Annotated in this window: 19 protein-coding genes; 14 read left to right on the forward strand and 5 right to left on the reverse strand. The window is 65.6% G+C overall.

Going from position 1 to position 16,676, the window contains the following annotated elements; genetic code table 11:
• Positions 1-4 precede the first annotated feature (4 nt).
• The 4 genes from GV035_RS00790 (at position 5) to GV035_RS00805 (ending at position 2,922) form a co-directional block, all read left to right on the forward strand.
• Positions 5-718 (forward strand): response regulator, encoded by a 714-nt coding sequence (locus tag GV035_RS00790; protein WP_159832649.1) that lies wholly within the window; start codon positions 5-7, stop codon positions 716-718.
• Positions 719-779: 61 nt separating this feature from the next.
• Complete coding sequence (locus tag GV035_RS00795; RefSeq protein ID WP_159832650.1) at positions 780-1,988, forward strand: NAD(P)H-dependent flavin oxidoreductase; 1,209 nt, start codon at positions 780-782, stop codon at positions 1,986-1,988.
• Positions 1,989-2,145: 157 nt separating this feature from the next.
• Positions 2,146-2,367: a DUF3079 domain-containing protein gene (locus GV035_RS00800; protein WP_159832651.1), complete on the forward strand. Its 222-nt coding sequence runs from the start codon at positions 2,146-2,148 to the stop codon at positions 2,365-2,367.
• 123 nt (positions 2,368-2,490) lie between these two features.
• On the forward strand, positions 2,491-2,922 hold the full coding sequence (locus tag GV035_RS00805; protein WP_159832652.1) for a hypothetical protein: 432 nt from the start codon (positions 2,491-2,493) through the stop codon (positions 2,920-2,922).
• Positions 2,923-2,944: 22 nt separating this feature from the next.
• Here GV035_RS00805 and GV035_RS00810 read toward each other — a convergent pair whose 3' ends face one another.
• The gene (locus GV035_RS00810; RefSeq protein WP_159832653.1) at positions 2,945-3,247 is read right to left on the reverse strand and encodes a hypothetical protein; all 303 of its coding nucleotides are present in this window, start codon (positions 3,245-3,247) and stop codon (positions 2,945-2,947) included.
• Positions 3,248-3,373: 126 nt separating this feature from the next.
• Positions 3,374-3,637: a hypothetical protein gene (locus GV035_RS00815; protein WP_236572372.1), complete on the reverse strand. Its 264-nt coding sequence runs from the start codon at positions 3,635-3,637 to the stop codon at positions 3,374-3,376.
• Positions 3,638-4,031: 394 nt separating this feature from the next.
• On the opposite strand from GV035_RS00815, the gene GV035_RS00820 reads away from it, so the two are divergent.
• Positions 4,032-5,090, forward strand: coding sequence for an NAD(P)-dependent alcohol dehydrogenase (locus GV035_RS00820; RefSeq protein ID WP_159832655.1), 1,059 nt, complete (start codon positions 4,032-4,034; stop codon positions 5,088-5,090).
• A gap of 16 nt (positions 5,091-5,106) precedes the next feature.
• Positions 5,107-5,925: a helix-turn-helix transcriptional regulator gene (locus GV035_RS00825; RefSeq protein WP_159832656.1), complete on the forward strand. Its 819-nt coding sequence runs from the start codon at positions 5,107-5,109 to the stop codon at positions 5,923-5,925.
• Positions 5,926-5,937: 12 nt separating this feature from the next.
• Here GV035_RS00825 and GV035_RS00830 read toward each other — a convergent pair whose 3' ends face one another.
• A complete protein-coding gene (locus GV035_RS00830) occupies positions 5,938-6,372 on the reverse strand; it encodes a DUF2000 domain-containing protein (RefSeq protein ID WP_159832657.1) in 435 nt (144 codons plus the stop codon).
• A 202-nt stretch (positions 6,373-6,574) separates the two neighbouring features.
• Between GV035_RS00830 and GV035_RS00835 the strand changes: the two genes are divergently transcribed.
• The 7 genes from GV035_RS00835 to GV035_RS00865 all read left to right on the forward strand — a co-directional run bounded on the left by GV035_RS00835 (position 6,575) and on the right by GV035_RS00865 (position 14,287).
• On the forward strand, positions 6,575-7,915 hold the full coding sequence (locus GV035_RS00835; RefSeq protein WP_159832658.1) for a hypothetical protein: 1,341 nt from the start codon (positions 6,575-6,577) through the stop codon (positions 7,913-7,915).
• Between the two features lie 144 nt (positions 7,916-8,059).
• On the forward strand, positions 8,060-8,407 hold the full coding sequence (locus tag GV035_RS00840) for a hypothetical protein (RefSeq protein ID WP_159832659.1): 348 nt from the start codon (positions 8,060-8,062) through the stop codon (positions 8,405-8,407).
• A gap of 40 nt (positions 8,408-8,447) precedes the next feature.
• Positions 8,448-9,116, forward strand: a complete 669-nt coding sequence (locus tag GV035_RS00845) for a MarC family protein (protein WP_159832660.1) — start codon at positions 8,448-8,450, stop codon at positions 9,114-9,116.
• A gap of 98 nt (positions 9,117-9,214) precedes the next feature.
• A complete protein-coding gene (gene araD, locus GV035_RS00850; RefSeq protein WP_236572373.1) occupies positions 9,215-10,960 on the forward strand; it encodes an L-arabinonate dehydratase in 1,746 nt (581 codons plus the stop codon).
• Positions 10,961-10,976: 16 nt separating this feature from the next.
• Complete coding sequence (locus GV035_RS00855) at positions 10,977-11,711, forward strand: ribonuclease activity regulator RraA (RefSeq protein WP_159832662.1); 735 nt, start codon at positions 10,977-10,979, stop codon at positions 11,709-11,711.
• 164 nt (positions 11,712-11,875) lie between these two features.
• Positions 11,876-13,147, forward strand: coding sequence for an MFS transporter (locus GV035_RS00860; RefSeq protein ID WP_159834896.1), 1,272 nt, complete (start codon positions 11,876-11,878; stop codon positions 13,145-13,147).
• 63 nt (positions 13,148-13,210) lie between these two features.
• The gene (locus tag GV035_RS00865) at positions 13,211-14,287 is read left to right on the forward strand and encodes a LacI family DNA-binding transcriptional regulator (protein WP_159834897.1); all 1,077 of its coding nucleotides are present in this window, start codon (positions 13,211-13,213) and stop codon (positions 14,285-14,287) included.
• A gap of 4 nt (positions 14,288-14,291) precedes the next feature.
• Here the strand turns inward: GV035_RS00865 and nudC are convergent, their stop codons facing one another.
• The gene (gene nudC / locus GV035_RS00870) at positions 14,292-15,221 is read right to left on the reverse strand and encodes an NAD(+) diphosphatase (protein WP_159832663.1); all 930 of its coding nucleotides are present in this window, start codon (positions 15,219-15,221) and stop codon (positions 14,292-14,294) included.
• A gap of 344 nt (positions 15,222-15,565) precedes the next feature.
• On the opposite strand from nudC, the gene GV035_RS00875 reads away from it, so the two are divergent.
• On the forward strand, positions 15,566-15,910 hold the full coding sequence (locus GV035_RS00875; protein WP_159832664.1) for a hypothetical protein: 345 nt from the start codon (positions 15,566-15,568) through the stop codon (positions 15,908-15,910).
• A gap of 71 nt (positions 15,911-15,981) precedes the next feature.
• Here GV035_RS00875 and GV035_RS00880 read toward each other — a convergent pair whose 3' ends face one another.
• Positions 15,982-16,509, reverse strand: a complete 528-nt coding sequence (locus GV035_RS00880; protein ID WP_159832665.1) for a DNA-binding response regulator — start codon at positions 16,507-16,509, stop codon at positions 15,982-15,984.
• Between the last annotated feature and the right edge of the window lie 167 nt (positions 16,510-16,676).

Consider the following 16,676-nt stretch of genomic DNA (forward strand, 5'->3'; position numbering starts at 1 on the left):
CATCATGGCCATCCGTATCCTGCTCATCGACGATCACACGCTGTTTCGCTCCGGTGTGCGCGCGCTGCTGCAACGCCAGCCGGACCTGGAGGTCGTCGGCGAAGCGGCGGACGGGCTCGAAGGCGTCAAACGGGCAAAGCAGTACTGCCCCGACGTGATCCTGCTCGACAACAACATGCCGGGACTTTCCGGGCTCGAAACGCTGCGGCTCCTCGCTCAGGACTTGCCGGGCGCCGCCGTCGTGATGCTGACCGTTTCTGAGGACGTGGATGAGTTGACCGTCGCGCTGCGCGAAGGGGCGTGCGGTTATTTGCTGAAGAACATCGAAGCGGAGACGCTTTGCGTGGCCATCCGCAAGGCGGCGGCAGGCGAACCCGTGGTCGCCGACGACATGACCGCAAAGCTCGTCGCGAGCATGCGGCGGCCGGTGTCGCAGGCGCAAGCCGCGCACGAGCCTTTGACAACCGCGCTTGCTCCCGAGCCCGATTCGCTCACGACGCGCGAACGCGACATCATTCGCGAGCTCTCGCGCGGCGCAAGCAACAAGGAAATCGCGCGCACGCTCTCGCTGGCCGAAAGCACCGTGAAGATCCACGTGCGCAATATCCTGCGCAAGCTCAACTTTACAAGCCGCGTTCAGGTCGCGCTTTACGCCGCTGGGCACGACGCCGACCGCGCGGACGCGTCCGCTGCGGCCGTTCCCTATGAAACACCATGAACGTCGCTTTGCGCCAGCGTCGTTTCAACGGCTCTTGCCGGACACATCAGGCAGTCAGATCATGAATCGAAATCAAGCTGAAATTCAGGTTTCACCGACCTCGTGGCAACACGCTTTCCCGCCGCTCGTCATCCGCGGACGCAGTGTCCTGCCGATCGTGCAGGGCGGCATGGGCGTCGGCATTTCGGCGCACCGGCTCGCGGGCAGCGTCGCGCGCGAAGGCGCGGTAAGCACCATCGCGAGTATCGATCTGCGGCATCATCACGCCGACCTGCTGGACATGTGCCGCGCGGATCCGTCGCGCGAAACGCTGGAGCGGGCGAACTTGACCGCGCTCGAGCGCGAGATTCGCGGCGCACGCGAGCTGTCGGACGGGCGCGGCATGATCGCGGTGAACGTCATGAAGGCGGTCAGCGCCCATGCCGACTACGTGCGCGTGGCCTGCGAAGAGGGTGCCGACGCCATCGTCATGGGCGCGGGCTTGCCGCTCGATCTGCCCGATCTGACGCAGGGCTGCGACATTGCGCTGATCCCGATTCTTTCGGACAGCCGCGGCGTCGCGCTCGTACTGAAGAAATGGATGAAGAAGGGGCGTTTGCCGGATGCCATCGTGATCGAGCATCCGGCGCATGCCGGCGGGCACCTCGGCGTCAACGATGTAGCGGACATGAACAATGAGCGTTTCAGCTTTGCGCGCGTGCTCGCGGAACTGGAGACGGCGTTCGCGTCGCTGGGACTCGCGCGTTCCGACGTGCCGGTGATCGTCGCGGGCGGCATCAACAGTCACGAAGCCGTGCGCTCCTGGCTCGCGGCCGGCGCGAACGGTGTCCAGATCGGCACGCCTTTCGCCGTGACGCAGGAAGGGGACGCGCATCCCGAGTTCAAGCGCGTGCTCGCGGAGGCGAAGCCTGACGATATCGTCGAGTTCGTCAGCGTGACGGGGCTGCCCGCGCGTGCGGTCAAGACGCCGTGGCTCATGCGCTATCTGCGCAACGAAGAACGTATTCGCACGAAAATCGGCGCCCGCAAGCAGACCTGCCCGACGGCGCTCGAGTGTCTGAGCGCGTGCGGCCTGCGCGACGGCATCGAGAAGTTCGGGCACTTTTGCATCGACACGCGGCTTGCGGCGGCGCTGCGCGGCGACGTGGGCAACGGTCTCTTCTTCCGTGGCCGCGAGAAATTGCCGTTCGGCGCGGCGATCCGCAGCGTCCGGGAACTGATCGAACTGCTCCTGACCGGAAGCACGAAAACGGCCGTCGCGGGTTGCTGATCGCCAAGAGGCGCGGTGCTTGATAAGCCATCCGCTCGTTCGCGCGGCGAAACCGCTTTCCGCGAACGTTCGAACTTGTCCGATTGGCCGTCTGCCGGGCGCGTCGTAGCCTCTCGAAAACGGCGAGGCCCGCGCCGGAACCAGGAGCAAAGCAACCATGGCAAAGCGATTTCCCCTTCATCCCAAGCATCCGGAACGCAACTGTTGGGGCTGCGACCACTACTGCGCGGCCGATGCCCTGCGCTGCGGGAACGGCTCCAGCCGCACGCAGCATCCGGCGGAGCTATTGGGCGAAGACTGGTACACGTTCGGCGACTGGGGACTGGACGTCGTGGAGGAGGCTACGTCCATCAAGCCGGCTGTCACGAAGACGCGTTGAACGTGGAAGAAACGCGAAACGCAGTGATCGCAAACGCACGCGTCTAATTCGGCCTTCTCCTACGCAACGGCCGTGACCGAATGCCTAGAATTTCGGCAACCCACCTCACGCGTTGCCACCGTCATGCACACGAAGCTCGAATTCGAATCCCCCGAAGGCCGTCTGTCCCTGTCGATCGACGACATCCAATTCATGGCCTATGACGCCGGCGAGGCCACGTTGCGGTCCATGCGTCACTTCATCGAGCGCATGCGGGCGATGGGTCTTGGCCAGCTGGCCGAAGCGCACGCGCGGCTCCTCGCACAAAACAAGCTTCACGTGATCGAACTGCGGGAAGCGCGTCACGACGCCGAGGCGCTGCTCGCATGTGGCGCAATCGGCGAGGCGATCGAAGACAGAATCACGCCCCGAATCGAAATCCTCCGCGAGGATATCGGGCGGACGCATGCGCAATTGCGCGCGAGCGTCGAGCGGCTGGCCGCGTTGTCGGCGGCGTGCCATCAGGCGTTGCATCAGATTCCGGGGTATCGCCCGCCAAGCCGGCCGCGTGATTGAGCGGAGGCGCCCTCGGGCGAGTTCACCCGGCGGAATACTTGCGCAGCAACGCGCTGACATCGATGCGCTGACCCTGCAGCACAAGCAGCCGCGCGTGCAACACGAGGTTCTCGATCACGAGCAGCGCCGTGGTGAGCATGTAGGTGAGATTAACGTCGCCAGGATTCAGCCCGCTCGCCTGAAGGCTGCGATGCCTCTCCAGAAGCGAAGTCAATACGAGACCGCGTAGCTCCGGCTCGCCGAACGGCAGGTCGCCGTAATCGACCGGGTCTTCCTTTTCCAGTTCCTCGAGCAGCCCTGTCAATTCGCTGATGGTCACTTCCATGGCGTCTCCGGCGAGAGATTGCGTGGATGGCGGACAGCGCCTTCATGATGCCACGTCGAAGCGGACTGCGTTGTGGGTCGTCTGCGGACGGTTGCCAATGAGATGGCGAGGCGCTCGGCATGCGCCTCAATGCGCCACCGCCGCTCCCTTACCCAACGCATCCATCCCGAACCGCTGCATGACAAAGCTCTGCAGCACCAGATAAAGATCCGACTCGCGCGGCCGCGTACCCCATCGGCTGTTACCGGCCACCGACGCAACGGTGAACCACGACTGTGGCGGGAACAGTTCGACGCGCAAGACGTCGCGTTCGAGAATTCGCAACCGGCCTGTGTCCGGATAGAACTCGGCGCTCACCGCACCGCACGGCAAATCGATGCTCACCGTCATTGCATTCGCTTTCATCGTCGTGGCCCCCCGTGTATCGACAATGCCGGGCGCGTGCATGGCGCCTGGCTTTCCCGTAATCGTATGACGCGCGTTTCGAGCGCCACTGTCTCTTGCCGCTCGCTGGCAGGCACGGCGAAGCTCGCGGATTCCCGGCTTCCACCGTTCCAGCAGACATCTCCCGATAGGCATACAGTAACGACGTTGCGCGCCGCCGCCGAAGTATCGGCAGGATCGGCAATCACGGAGCAACGGCAGCAGAGCAGGGCGGCGAGCGTTCGCTCCCGCACATAAACTGCCGCGCGCTCCGTTCGCACACGTCTGATTCGGCCGCGTCTTCCCAATGCGCGAAGGCGCCGGCCTCACGTCCACGCTTCACGATCAACAGGGAACGACCATGTTCAAAGCCTATTCCTATGCAGCGTCCGCAGCCGACAAGCCGCTCGGTCCGCTCGAGATTCAACGCCGCGATGTCGGTCCGAACGACGTGCGTATCGACATTCTCTTTTGCGGCGTCTGCCACTCCGATCTGCACACGGCGCGCAACGAATGGGGCGGCACGAACTATCCGGTCGTGCCGGGTCACGAGATCGTCGGGCGCGTGACGGAAGTCGGCTCGGACGTGACGAAGTTCAAGGCCGGCGACATCGCGGGCGTCGGCTGCATGGTGGATTCGTGTCGCGTGTGCGAAGCCTGCAGGGAAGGGCTCGAACAATATTGCGAAAGCCCGGAGAGCTTCGTGCAGACCTATAACTCGCCGGACAAGAAGTCGGGCGGCGTGACGTATGGCGGCTATTCGACGTCGATCGTCGTCGATGAAGCCTTCACGCTGCGCGTGCCCGAGAACCTCGAACTGGCCGCGGTCGCGCCGCTCTTGTGCGCGGGCATCACCACGTACTCGCCGCTGCGTCACTGGGGCGTGAAAGCGGGCGACAAAGTGGGCATCGTCGGTCTGGGCGGCCTCGGGCACATGGGCGTGAAGATCGCGGCGGCGATGGGCGCGCATGTCGTGCTCTTCACGACGTCGCCGAGCAAGATCGAGGATGCCAAGCGGCTGGGCGCGCATGACGTCGTCGTGTCGAAGGATCCGGACCAGATGGCCGCGCATGCCAACAGCTTCGATTTCATCCTGAACACGGTGGCGGCCTCGCACAGTCTCGACCCGTTCATCGCGCTCCTTAAGCGTGACGGCACCATGACGCTCGTCGGCGCGCCGGAGCACCCGCATCCTTCGCCTTCGGTGATGAACATGATCTTCAAGCGGCGTTCGCTGGCGGGCTCGCTCATCGGCGGCATCGCGGAGACGCAGGAAATGCTCGACTTCTGCGGCAAGCACGGCATCACGTCCGATATCGAAATGATCCGCATGGACGAGATCAACACGGCCTACGAGCGCATGTTGAAGAGCGACGTGAAGTACCGCTTCGTGATCGACATGGCGTCGATGGAGCGGTAAGCCGGCGTATCGGCGCATGTCCGTGAACGCCCGCCCGACGTCCGACACCCGGATCTGGCGCGCGCCCGATCTCGGCGCGGAGTTGCTGCGCGGGCGCTTCGCGGACTTCGCCTATGACGTCCACGCGCACGACACCGCGTGTTTCGCGCTGCTCACGGGCGGCGCGATTCGCATCCGCATGCGCGGCACGGAGTTCGTCGCGCGGCGCGGCGATCTGTACGCCATCGACGCCGACGAACCGCACGCCGGCTGGCCCGTCGACGGCGAGGGCTGGACGCAGCGCACGCTCTATGTGGATGTCGCGCATCTGCTGGAGTTGACTGGCGAGAAGCGCGCGGGCAGGCTCGTCGGTCCGATCATTCGTGATCCGGTCCTGAGCATGGCGCTTCAGGACGCGCATCGGTCGTCGGAGGTGAGCGGTTCGTCGCTGTATCGCGACGAGCGGTATCTGGCGTTCGCGGGGCGGCTCGCCGGACGACACATGAAGCAGCAGACGGCGCCGCGCGAGGCGAGCGAGCCGCGCGCCATCCTCGCGGCGCGGCGTTTTCTCGAAGACCGTCTCGGCGACCCGCTGCGTCTGCATGAAATCGCGGCGGCGGCCGACTTGCCGCCGTATCGCTTGTTCCGTGCGTTCAGTCGGGCAACCGGCATGACGCCGCACGAATATCAGCGGCAGGCGCGCGTGCGCCGCGCAATGGCGCTCATCCGGCGCGGCAATGCGCTCTCCGATATCGCCGCCGAAACCGGCTTCGCGGATCAGGCGCATCTCACGCGCACGTTCCGCCGCATGCTCGGCGTGACGCCGGGCGCGTACAAGGCGGCGACGCGCGGCTGACGCGTCCTTGCATTACTTCAACAGGCCGAGGTTCCCGACGGCCTTACTCACCGGCTTTTTCTCGCCAATCAGCGCGACGCCGACGTAGCGCAGCGCGTCGGTTGCGACCGTCGAGACGGCGTCGCGAAAGGCGGCGTAGTCCGTCGTCTGCTGGCCTTGCTCGGGAAACGCGACGACATCGCAAGCGGCGGCGAGCGCCTTGCCGCGAATCGACGCGAGTTCGTCCTGAGTGGCCGCGAGCACCGCGATGCCGACCGGAATCAGGCCCGGATGCGCGACGCCGGACGCATCGACGAGCGGCTCGCCGACAAGCGCCGGGTGCCGCTGCCCGATGGTCAGCGCCAGCACCGCCGCCGCATTCGCGGCCTTGCCGGCGGGCAGCGCGCGGTCCACCACGATCACGCAGCGTTGAGCGCGCGCGCCGGCTTCCGTCGTCTCGTTCGTCATGTGTTTCCCCGTTCAGTTTGCAGAAAGCGCCATTGTCGAGGCGCGCGCAGCCGGCGTCTTGAATCCTGTTGCACGCGGATGCCGGCGAGCGAAACGAGCCAGCGCGACCTCATGCTGCATGAAACAAAGTGTCGAGCCGCTTGCCCGCAAAGCGAAAGCGAACGCAGAATCGATGATTGCCTGCGCCGTTCATCGAGCCTCCATGACGACCCGAGTCATCAGTTTCTTCGCGAGCCGGGACGCCCACGCGTCCTTCGACAATCATCGGCGCTATTGCGCGCATCGCTCCTACGCGCACGCGTTCGTCGATGCGAGCCGCATCGGCTGGGCGCATCTGCGCATGCTGCTGAAATTCCAGACGCTGTTGCGCGCGCTGCGCGCCGCAGCCGATGGCGACCTCGTGCTGCTGCTCACCCAGGACTGCCTGATCGTGAGCGATATCGCGTGCGAAACGCTGATGGCCGAGCCGGCGCGCGACTCGCTGATCGTGTCGATGGGCGACGCCGAAAGCGATAGCGTCATCGGCGGATTCCAGCTCTGGCGCAATACGCCGGCGTCGCGCGCGCGGGTGGAACGCCTGTGCGCGGGCGCGCGTTTCGGCGGCGCGCTCGCGAGCGAATCGGCGCTGCTGCGCACGACGGCGCCGCTGCACTACATGACGCAGATCGACGGCGTGCATGCCGTCGTGCCCGCGGCGTGGCATATCGAGCCGATGTGGGCGCGGCTGCGCGTCTTCGCCATCGCGCTCGCCGACCTTCCCGACGCGCCGCCGAACGAGCCCGTCCACGCCGATCTGCGCGATCTCTTCGCGTCGCACATCAACGCGTGTCAGGCAAAAGGCGAGGCATATCTGACGCTGCCCCCGCCGGACGCGGCGCACGACGCGTACGAGGCGCTGCGCCCCGACGCGCCCATCGCGCTCGCCATGCTCTACACGCCGAACATCCGCGCGTACGGCGCCATCGCCGAGCGCAATCTGCGCCGTTACTGCGCGCGCCACGGCTATGCGCTGCATCTTTATCGAGATATCCCGCAGGCATCGCCGCACGGCGCGAGCGGCAACTGGCTGAAGCCGTGGGTGCTGCGCCGCCATCTGTCTCAGCACGAATGGGTGTTCTGGATCGACGCGGACGTGCTCGTGATCGACCAGTCGATGCCGCTCGAACGCTTGCTCGACAGCCGCGACCGCCTGATCGCGATGGACATGAGCTGGCAGTTCAACTCCGGCATCATGGGCTTTCGACGCACGCAGGCGAACTTCGACGTGCTCGGCGAAGTGGAGCAGGCGATCGGCGGCGTCGCGGACAAGTCATCGACTTATGCGAGCGGCGGCGATCAGGACACGTTCATAAAGGTGCTCACGCGCCACGGCATGGCGAGCGATGCGGAACTGGTCGACTGCATCACCCTGAACACGCCTTATCAGCTTCAGCGCGCGGACAGTTTCATGGTTCACTACATGCATATGTGGCCGTCGCTGCGCGCGCTCGCGATGCAGCACGGCGACCTCGCGAGTCAAACGCTCTCGGACCGGCGCCCATAGCCGGAACCGGCGTTTGCCGCAACGCAATATGCTGAAATGCCACGAGAACCTAGTCGTTACCGGCGTCGCGGTCGGGGAGAGCTCGGTCCTGTGGCCGCATCCGGTGAAGTAAAATCCCAGCCTCTTTTCTTTATATGGCGACGCATGTTGCGCAAGGCCTGGCGCGGAGAAGAACGCTTCTGGAAAGTCTGGTGGCTACTGGGCCTGCCGCTGCACCTCGCATGGTGGGCGCTGTACCTGTACCTCTGGGGCAGCGGCGTCGCTCCAGAAGCGTTTCTCCTGATTACCGTATGGTTCTGGCCCGGCACACTGGGCCTGTTCGCCGCGTGCGGCGCGCTTTATCTCGCGTGGTGCACGGCGGCATGGCGGTGCTCGGGCAACGTCGACCGGCGTATGTGGGCGTATGTCGCGCGCGTGCTGATCGGCGCGGGGCTCGGCTCGTTTCTGACCGAGTGCGCGCTGATTCTTACGGCGCCGCTGGTGTCAGGCTGAAGGGTCTAGAGGCAAAACCAACCACACAAACCTCTCGAGCATGTTCAACGAATTCGTCAAGACCGTGCTCGTGATCGTCGCCGGGCTCTTTCCGATCATCAATCCGCCTGCGGTCGCGCTCGTCGTGTTGAGCATGCTGCCGTATATCAGCGATGCCGAGCGGCAGGAACTCGCCCGGCGCATCTCGCTGAACAGCTTCGTGATTTTACTGGCGTCGCTGTCGGTGGGCGCGTACGTGCTCAACTTCTTCGGCATCTCGATTCCGGTGCTGCGCGTGGCGGGCGGCATCGTGGTCTCGATGGCGGGCTGGAGCCTCCTGCAGGCCCCCGACGAAGACGCCGCCGCTGCCGAACCCGCGCCGAAGCCTCGCAGCGGCGCGTCGTTGCGCGCGAAGGCGTTTTATCCGCTGACGCTGCCGATCACCGTCGGCCCGGGCTCCATCGCCGTCGCCATCGCGCTCGGAACCGGCTCGCCGCGCCACGGTTTGCAGCCGGTGCATATCGTGGGCGTGAGCGTCGGGCTCGTGCTGCTCTGCGCGAGCATCTATGTCTGCGTGCGCTTCGCCGGCTATCTCGAACGGCTGCTCGGCACCGTCGGCACGCAAGTCGCCATGCGGCTTTTCGCATTCGTGATCTTCTGCATCGGGGTGGAGATTCTTTGGCTCGGACTCTCCGAGCTTCTCGGCTCCGTTCACGCCGTCGCCAAATAGCGTCCTCCACTTCGTACAAACCCCAAGCGACGCGCGCCGATGATAACGCTACCATCGCGTCTATCGATATGGTAACGCTACCATCAAGGAGACATCGCTTGGCCTACGACCCCACGAAACGCAAGACGCCGGAAGAACTGCGCAGCCATCGGTGGTACGGCGTGAACGATCTGCGCTCCTTCGGGCACCGGTCGCGCACGGCGCAGATGGGCTATCACTCGTCCGATTACATGGGCAAGCCGGTCATCGCCGTGGTGAATACGTGGAGCGAGATCAACTCGTGCCACACGCATTTCAAGCAGCGCGTCGAGGAAGTGAAGCGCGGCATCTGGCAGGCGGGCGGCTTCCCGGTCGAAATGCCGGTGATGACGCTGGCCGAACCGTTTCAGAAGCCGACCACGATGCTCTATCGCAATTTTCTGGCGATGGAAGTGGAAGAGCTGCTGCGTTCTTATCCGTTCGACGGCTGCGTGCTGATGGGCGGCTGCGACAAGACCACGCCCGGCCTTCTGATGGGCGCGATCAGCATGGATTTGCCCGCCATTTACCTGCCCGCCGGACCGATGCTGCGCGGCGACTGGAACGGACGCACGCTCGGCAGCGGCTCGGATACGTGGAAGTACTGGGCGGAACTGCGCGCGGGCAAGATCACCGCGGACGAGTGGAAGGGCGTGGAGAGCGGCATCGCGCGCTCGCCGGGACACTGCATGACGATGGGCACCGCCTCCACTATGACGAGCGCCACCGAAGCTCTCGGCCTTACGCTGCCGGGCTTCGCCTCGATCCCGGCGGTGGATTCCCGTCATGCGCAGTACGCGTCGCTGACGGGGCAGCGCATCGTCGAGATGGTCTGGACCGATCTGAAGCCGTCCGACATTCTCACCGCGAAGTCCTTCGACAACGCCGTCACCACCGTGCTCGCGATGTCCGGTTCGACCAACGCAATCGTGCATCTGGTGGCGGTCGCGCGCCGCGCGGGCGTGCCGCTGACCACCGGGCGCTTCGACGAGCTGTCGCGCGTGACGCCTGTCATCGGCAACTTGCGGCCGGCCGGGCAGTATCTGATGGAAGACTTCTTTTACGCGGGCGGCCTGCGCGCGCTCCTCGCCGAACTCGGCGATTTGATCGACGGTTCGCAACTAACTGTCAATGGCGCGACGCTCGGCGAAAACATCGCGGGCACCGAAATTTTCAACGACGACGTGATTCGCCGGCTCGGCAATCCGCTGGTGCCGAACGATGGCCTCGCCGTGCTCACCGGCAATCTCGCGCCCGATGGCGCCGTCATTAAGCCGGCGGCAATGGAAGCGCATCTGCTGAAGCATCGCGGGCCGGCGGTCGTGTTCAAGGACTACGCGGACATGGCCGCGCGCATCGACGACGAAGCCCTCGATATCACCGCCAATTCCGTGATCGTGCTGCAGCACGCAGGGCCGGTCGGCGCGCCGGGCATGCCGGAGTGGGGCCAACTGCCGATTCCGCAAAAGCTGCTGAAGGAGGGCGTGCGCGACATGGTCCGCATCTCGGATGCACGCATGAGCGGCACGAGCTACGGCGCGTGCGTGCTGCACGTCGCGCCGGAATCGTTCGTGGGCGGGCCGCTCGCGCTGGTGAAAGACGGCGACATCGTCGAACTGGACGTGCCCGCGCGCCGCCTGCATTTGGAAGTCAGCGACGAAGAACTCGCCGCGCGCAAAGCCGCCTGGACGCCGCCGAAGCGCCCTTTCGAACGCGGTTTCGGCGTGATGCATCAACTGCATGTGACGCAGGCGAACAAGGGCTGCGACTTCGATTTCCTCGAAGAAAAGACCGCTACGCACGGCGACGAGCCGGAAATCCACTGAACGCGACAACGACACCATGACGACACAAGACATCGCCATTTCCGACGAAACGCTCGACTTGCTGCGCCACGTCAGCACAGCGACGCTCACGACGCAGCTCTTCAAGCGCGGCCTGCGCAACGTGTTCCTGCAAGGCGTCGCGCCGCTGGTGAAGCCTGAGAAGGGCGCGCCGAATCTCGTCGGTCCGGCCTTCACGCTGCGCAATATCCCGGCGCGCGAGGACATCGATCACGTCGGCGTGTTCCAGGACCCGGATCATCCGCAGCGCAAGGCTGTCGAGAGCGCGCCGCCGGGCAGCGTTCTCGTGCAGGATTGCCGCGGCGATCGCACGGTGGCATCGACCGGTTCGATTCTCACGACGCGCCTCAAGGTGCGCGGCGTCGCGGGCATGGTGTCGGATGGCTGCGTGCGCGATAGCGGCACCATCGGCGAGATCGGACTGCCGCTTTTTTGCGCGGGCGCGAGCGCGCCGCTCAATCTGGCGAAGCATCACGCGGTGGATATGAACGTGCCGATCGCGTGCGGCGGGGTGGCGGTGTATCCGGGCGATATCGTCGTCGGCGATGTGGATGGCGTCGTGATCGTGCCGCGTCACATGGCCGAGCAGGTCGCGAAAGATGCCGCCGAGCAGGAACTGCTCGAAGAATTCGTGACGGCGCGCGTGGAGGCGGGCGCGCTGTTGCGCGGCACGTATCCGCCGAGCGAGGAAACGCTCGCCGCGTATGCGCAATGGCGTAAGCAGCGCGGGTGAGCTGGCGGCGCGCTAGTGGCAAACGCATACACCGGAGCCGCGCTGCCGACCGCAGCCGGCCGCCCCGCATTGGAGACACCGTGAACACCGGACGACCGCCTTCCCCTCACGCGCCGCGCACCGTCGACGAGCCGCGTCTCATCAACCGCCTCGCGTGGCGGCTCATGCCGCTCGTCGGCCTGCTCTATCTCGTCGCGTACATCGACCGCTCGAACATCGGCTTCGCCAAGCTGCAGATGCTCGGCAGCCTCGGCATCTCGGAAGTCGCGTATGGACTCGGCGCGTCGCTGTTCTTCATCGGCTACCTGATCTTCGAGATTCCGAGCAACGTGCTGCTGCACAAGTACGGCGCGCCGCGCTGGATCGCGCGGATCATGCTGACGTGGGGCATCGTGACGATTCTTCTCGCGTTCACCACGAACGCGACCATGTTCTACGTGCTGCGCTTTCTGCTCGGCGCGTCGGAAGCGGGGCTGTATCCGGGCGTCATCTATTACCTGACGCTGTGGTTTCCGCAGCGGCATCGCGTGCGTATGCTCGGCTATTTCACGCTCGGCAGCAGCATCGGCAACATGGTTGGCGCGCCGATCTGCGGTTATCTGCTCGACAAGGCATGGTTCGGTCTGCAAGGCTGGCAGCTCGTGTTCATCGTGACGGGCGTGCCTTCCGTGCTGCTCACGGCGGTCGTGCTGCTGTGGCTGCCGGCATCGCCGAAAAAGGCGCGCTTCCTCTCCGACGACGAAAAGCTTTGGCTCGACGCCACGCTCGAAACCGAACGGCAGCAGGCGAAGAAAGCCGAGACGAGCCACGCCAACGTGATGCGCGTGCTGACCGAGCCGCGCGTGATCGGCATGGCGCTCTACTACATGATGCTGTCGATGTCCGTCTACGGCGTCAGCTACTGGCTGCCGACGCTGGTGAAAGGGTTCGGCGTCTCCAACACGACCAACGGCTTGCTGAACATCGTGCCGTGGCTCGCGGCGACCATCGTGCTCGCGTGGCTGCCGGCGAAGCTGCGCGCAGCCAACGGCTCCGACCGGCGCACGACCGTGGCGATGCTGACGGCGGCGCTGCTCGGCGTCGTGTTCTTCCTCGCGAGCGTGTTTCTGCCGACCAACACGCTGCGCTTCATCGCGCTGTGCCTCGGTGCGCCGTGCATGTATCTGCTGCTGCCGTGCTTCTGGACGATTCCGCCCAAGTTCCTCACCGGCGCGCGCGCGGCGGCGGGCATCGCCGCGATCAATTCGCTCGGCAATGTCGGCGGGTTCATCGCGCAGAATCTGGTGCCGTGGGTCCGGCAGACGAGCGGAAGCGTGAAGGCGCCGATGCTGATTCCGGCCGCGTGCCTTCTGATCTTCGCCGTCGTCACGATGCTGCTGATGCGGCGCGGGAAAACGCGCAGCGACGCCGCCCTCGATGCGCCCGCGAAAGCCTAGAATGGCGCGTTTTTACCCGTCCGCTTCCGAAGCGCCAACGAAAGCATGACCAAGCCCGCCGATATGGCCAACCGCGTGGCCACCCGCGCCGCCGAGTCCGCCGCCGATCTGCTCGCGGCCCCGCCCGCCGCGCCGCGCCGCACACGCGGCACGCCGAAGGACGTGCGTATCACGGACGTGGCGGCGTCGGCGGGCGTCTCGCCGATCACCGTGTCGCGCGTGTTCAATGCGCCCGACACGGTCGCGCCGGAGACGCTCGCCCGCGTGCGCCAGGCGGTGAGCGAACTCGGCTACGTGCCGAACCGGCTGGCGGGCGGCTTGTCGTCGGCGAAATCGCGGCTGATCGCGGCCATCGTGCCGACCGTCGCGCATTCGCTATTCTCGGAAACGGTGCAGGTGTTCAGCGATACGATGTCGCGCGCCGGCTATCAGGTGCTGCTCGGCCTGTCCGGCTACAGCGACGAAAACGAAGATCAACTGCTCGACGCCGTGCTGAGCCGCCGTCCGGAGGGCGTGTTGCTGACGGGCGTGGCGCACACGGCGACGCTGCGCGAACGCCTGCGCAAGATCGGTATTCCGATTGTCGAGACGTGGGACATGACCGACGACCCGATCGACATGCTCGTCGGCTTTTCGCACTATCGGATCGGCGCGGCGGTGGCGGAGCGTTTCGTCGCGCGTGGCGCGAAGCATCCGGCGCTCGTCTGCGCGACGGATCAGCGGGCGCTCGCGCGGCGCCGCGGTTTCATCGATACCCTCGCGCAGCACGGCATGCACGACGTCGCCGATGTGCTGATGCCGCCGCCCACGTCCGTTGCGCTTGGCAAGAACGCGCTGCGGCGCATTCACGAAACGCGGCCGCAGGTCGATGCCATCTTTTGCAGTTCCGATCTGCTCGCGCTCGGCGTGGTGTCCGAGGCGCGGCGGCGCGGTCTCGATGTGCCCGCGCGGCTCGCCGTCTGCGGCTTCGGCGACCTGGACTTCGCCGCCGACACGACGCCCGCTCTGACCACGGTGCGCGTCGATGGCAAGCGCATCGGCGCGACGGCGGCGCGCTGCCTGATCGAGCGGCTCGGCGGCGCGGCGCCCGTTGCGCCGGTCGATGTCGGCTTCGAGATCATCGGGCGCGAGACGCTCTGAAGCTTTAGTTTCCTTCGACGAACGCCTTCAGCAAGTGATGCGCGATCGCGAACGGCTTCGGCGCGTTGAGTCCTTGCCGGTGCGTGCCGTCGAGCATGGCGGCGACTTCTTCGCGGCTGAACCAGCGCGCGTCTTCCAGCTCGTTCTTGTCGACGGTGATCGCCGTGCCCGTCGCGCGCGCGAAGCAGCCGATCATCAGCGAGGACGGGAACGGCCACGGCTGCGACGCGAAGTAACGCACGTCGGCGCAGCGGATGCCCGCTTCTTCCAGCACTTCGCGATAAACCGCGTGCTCGAACGTCTCGCCCGGCTCGATGAAGCCCGCGAGCGCGGAGTACATGCCCGGCGCGAATTGCGGCTGACGCCCGAGCAGGCAGCGTTCGCCATCCGTGACGAGCATGATGACGACCGGATCGACGCGCGGAAAATGCTGCGCGCGGCAGTTGGCGCAAATGCGCCGCCAGCCAGCGCCCGCGCTGTCGGTGGGATGCCCGCAGTTCGCGCAGAACCGGTGCCGCCGATGCCAGTCCAGCATCGAGCGCGCCTCGCCGAGCGCGCTGACGAGCGGCGGCGCGACGAGGCCCTGCATCGCGACCGGGCGCAATTCGATGGCTTCGACTGGCGCGCCCGCGAGCGCATCGGCGGCGGCGTCGGCGGTCGTATCGAGCGTGCAGGCGAAGAGCGCGCGGTTGTCGGCGTCGCGGCCGAGCAGCACGGTCTCGAGCGGCGCGCCGAATCGCGCGGCTTCCTGCGCGGAGAAAAGCGGATCGTGCCCGTCCGTGCGCTTGAAAAGCGGCACGTCCTTTACGAACAGCAGAAAGCGCGTCGCGGCGTCGTCGCGGAGGCTGGCGACGAACGCTTCGTCGTCGCGCTTCTCGGACATGCGGTCGAGCGGATCTTGCGTGAATCCAATGGCGTGAGGCGGCGTGGGCATGGTGTTTTCGAAAGGCGGCGGCGCGCGCCGGGGAGCGAAGGCAAGCGAGCATCGTAGCGAAGTTGACGCATCCTTGCTGGCGGCTCCGTATGCCGTGAAGGCCGGCTCTTTTGTCAGAGCGCGTTCGAAATCGGAGCCTCGACGCGGAGTTGTCGTCGAACGAGCCGGCGCGCCATGCCGCGCTCGGCTGCGCGCAATGGAATGCCATCGCTCTGGTATGGGACCGCACGCTGCGCGATCTGCTGACTTGACAACCGATCACAAGTCTTTCGGATTATTCCGCTGGCGCCGGCTGATGCGCGGCTTCTAGAGTTTCGGTCCCCCAATTCAAAAAGGAGACGCTCATGGAGTCGAACGTGTCGGTATCGGTCAACGAGAAAGGTCACGCGGTCATCACCCACGCGATGCCGCTCGTCGACTATTGCGTGAAGCGCGCGCAGACGCTGCGCGCAATGGTCGAAGTCGTGAGCGGCCCGCACGGCCATCCCGACGGTACGAGCGCGGTGTCGCCCGCGCTCGCCAAACCGCTGATGGAGTTGATCCGCGCGCAAGTCGAAGAACTCGCGCCGCTTTTCCGGGCGCTCGATCAACGCGCTTACGAGAAAGGGTTCGACGACGGCAAGGACATCAGCTATCCGCGAAAGAAGGCGCTTGAATTGTCGAACGACGCTTCGCCGCCAACTGCCTGAGCCTGCGCGATTTTCGCCGCGTTGCCGCCTCGATACGAACGCGCGACGGCGGGCGCGTCGCTAACGAAATATCACATCCGGGCGGCCAGTGTCGTCGCGCTCAGGCGCACGTCGCCATAGACGGCGTGCGAATTGAACGTGCCGTGCGCGCTCTGCCCCTCGCTTTCCATGCAAGCGGCGATGCGCCTCGACAGCACACCCGTCACGCCCGACAGCACGCGCTCGCACACGCGCCCGAAATCCTTCAGTTCGTCGCGCGTACTGGCGATGCCGTCCGCGCCCGCGCGCTGCATCGCGCGCACGGCAAGCGGATCGGTGTCGCGCGTCAAAGCGACGATCGGCGTGTGCGGCACACACTCACGCAACGCGCGCAGGATCCCGAAGCGGTCCCCCGCCGCGCGCGCATCCAAACTCAGCGGGCAGCCCACGATCACCAGTTCGCTGCTCGCGTCACGCAATTTCAACAACAATTGCTGTGCGCCCGTTGCGCTTGCGACCACGCGATAACGCTCGCGCGCCTCGAACCACGATTGCAGTCCGAGCACGATTGCCGGTTGCTCGTCAGCGACAACGAGCCTTATCTTGTCTGTTCGTACCATTCTTTGCCTCGACCCATAAGATTTTTCCGTCTTTCCGGCGCGAGCGGTTCTGACGACTGCTTCCCGGCGGAACTTCGCACGGTAGCAAAGGCGCGAGCCCGCCACAATGCGCGGCGTAAGCGCGCTGCATCGCACAACAAAATTTTCTGGTTCGCCAGCGGGAAGCT

It is taken from the genome of Burkholderia sp. 8Y (genome assembly GCF_902506145.1).
Lineage (GTDB): Bacteria > Pseudomonadota > Gammaproteobacteria > Burkholderiales > Burkholderiaceae > Caballeronia.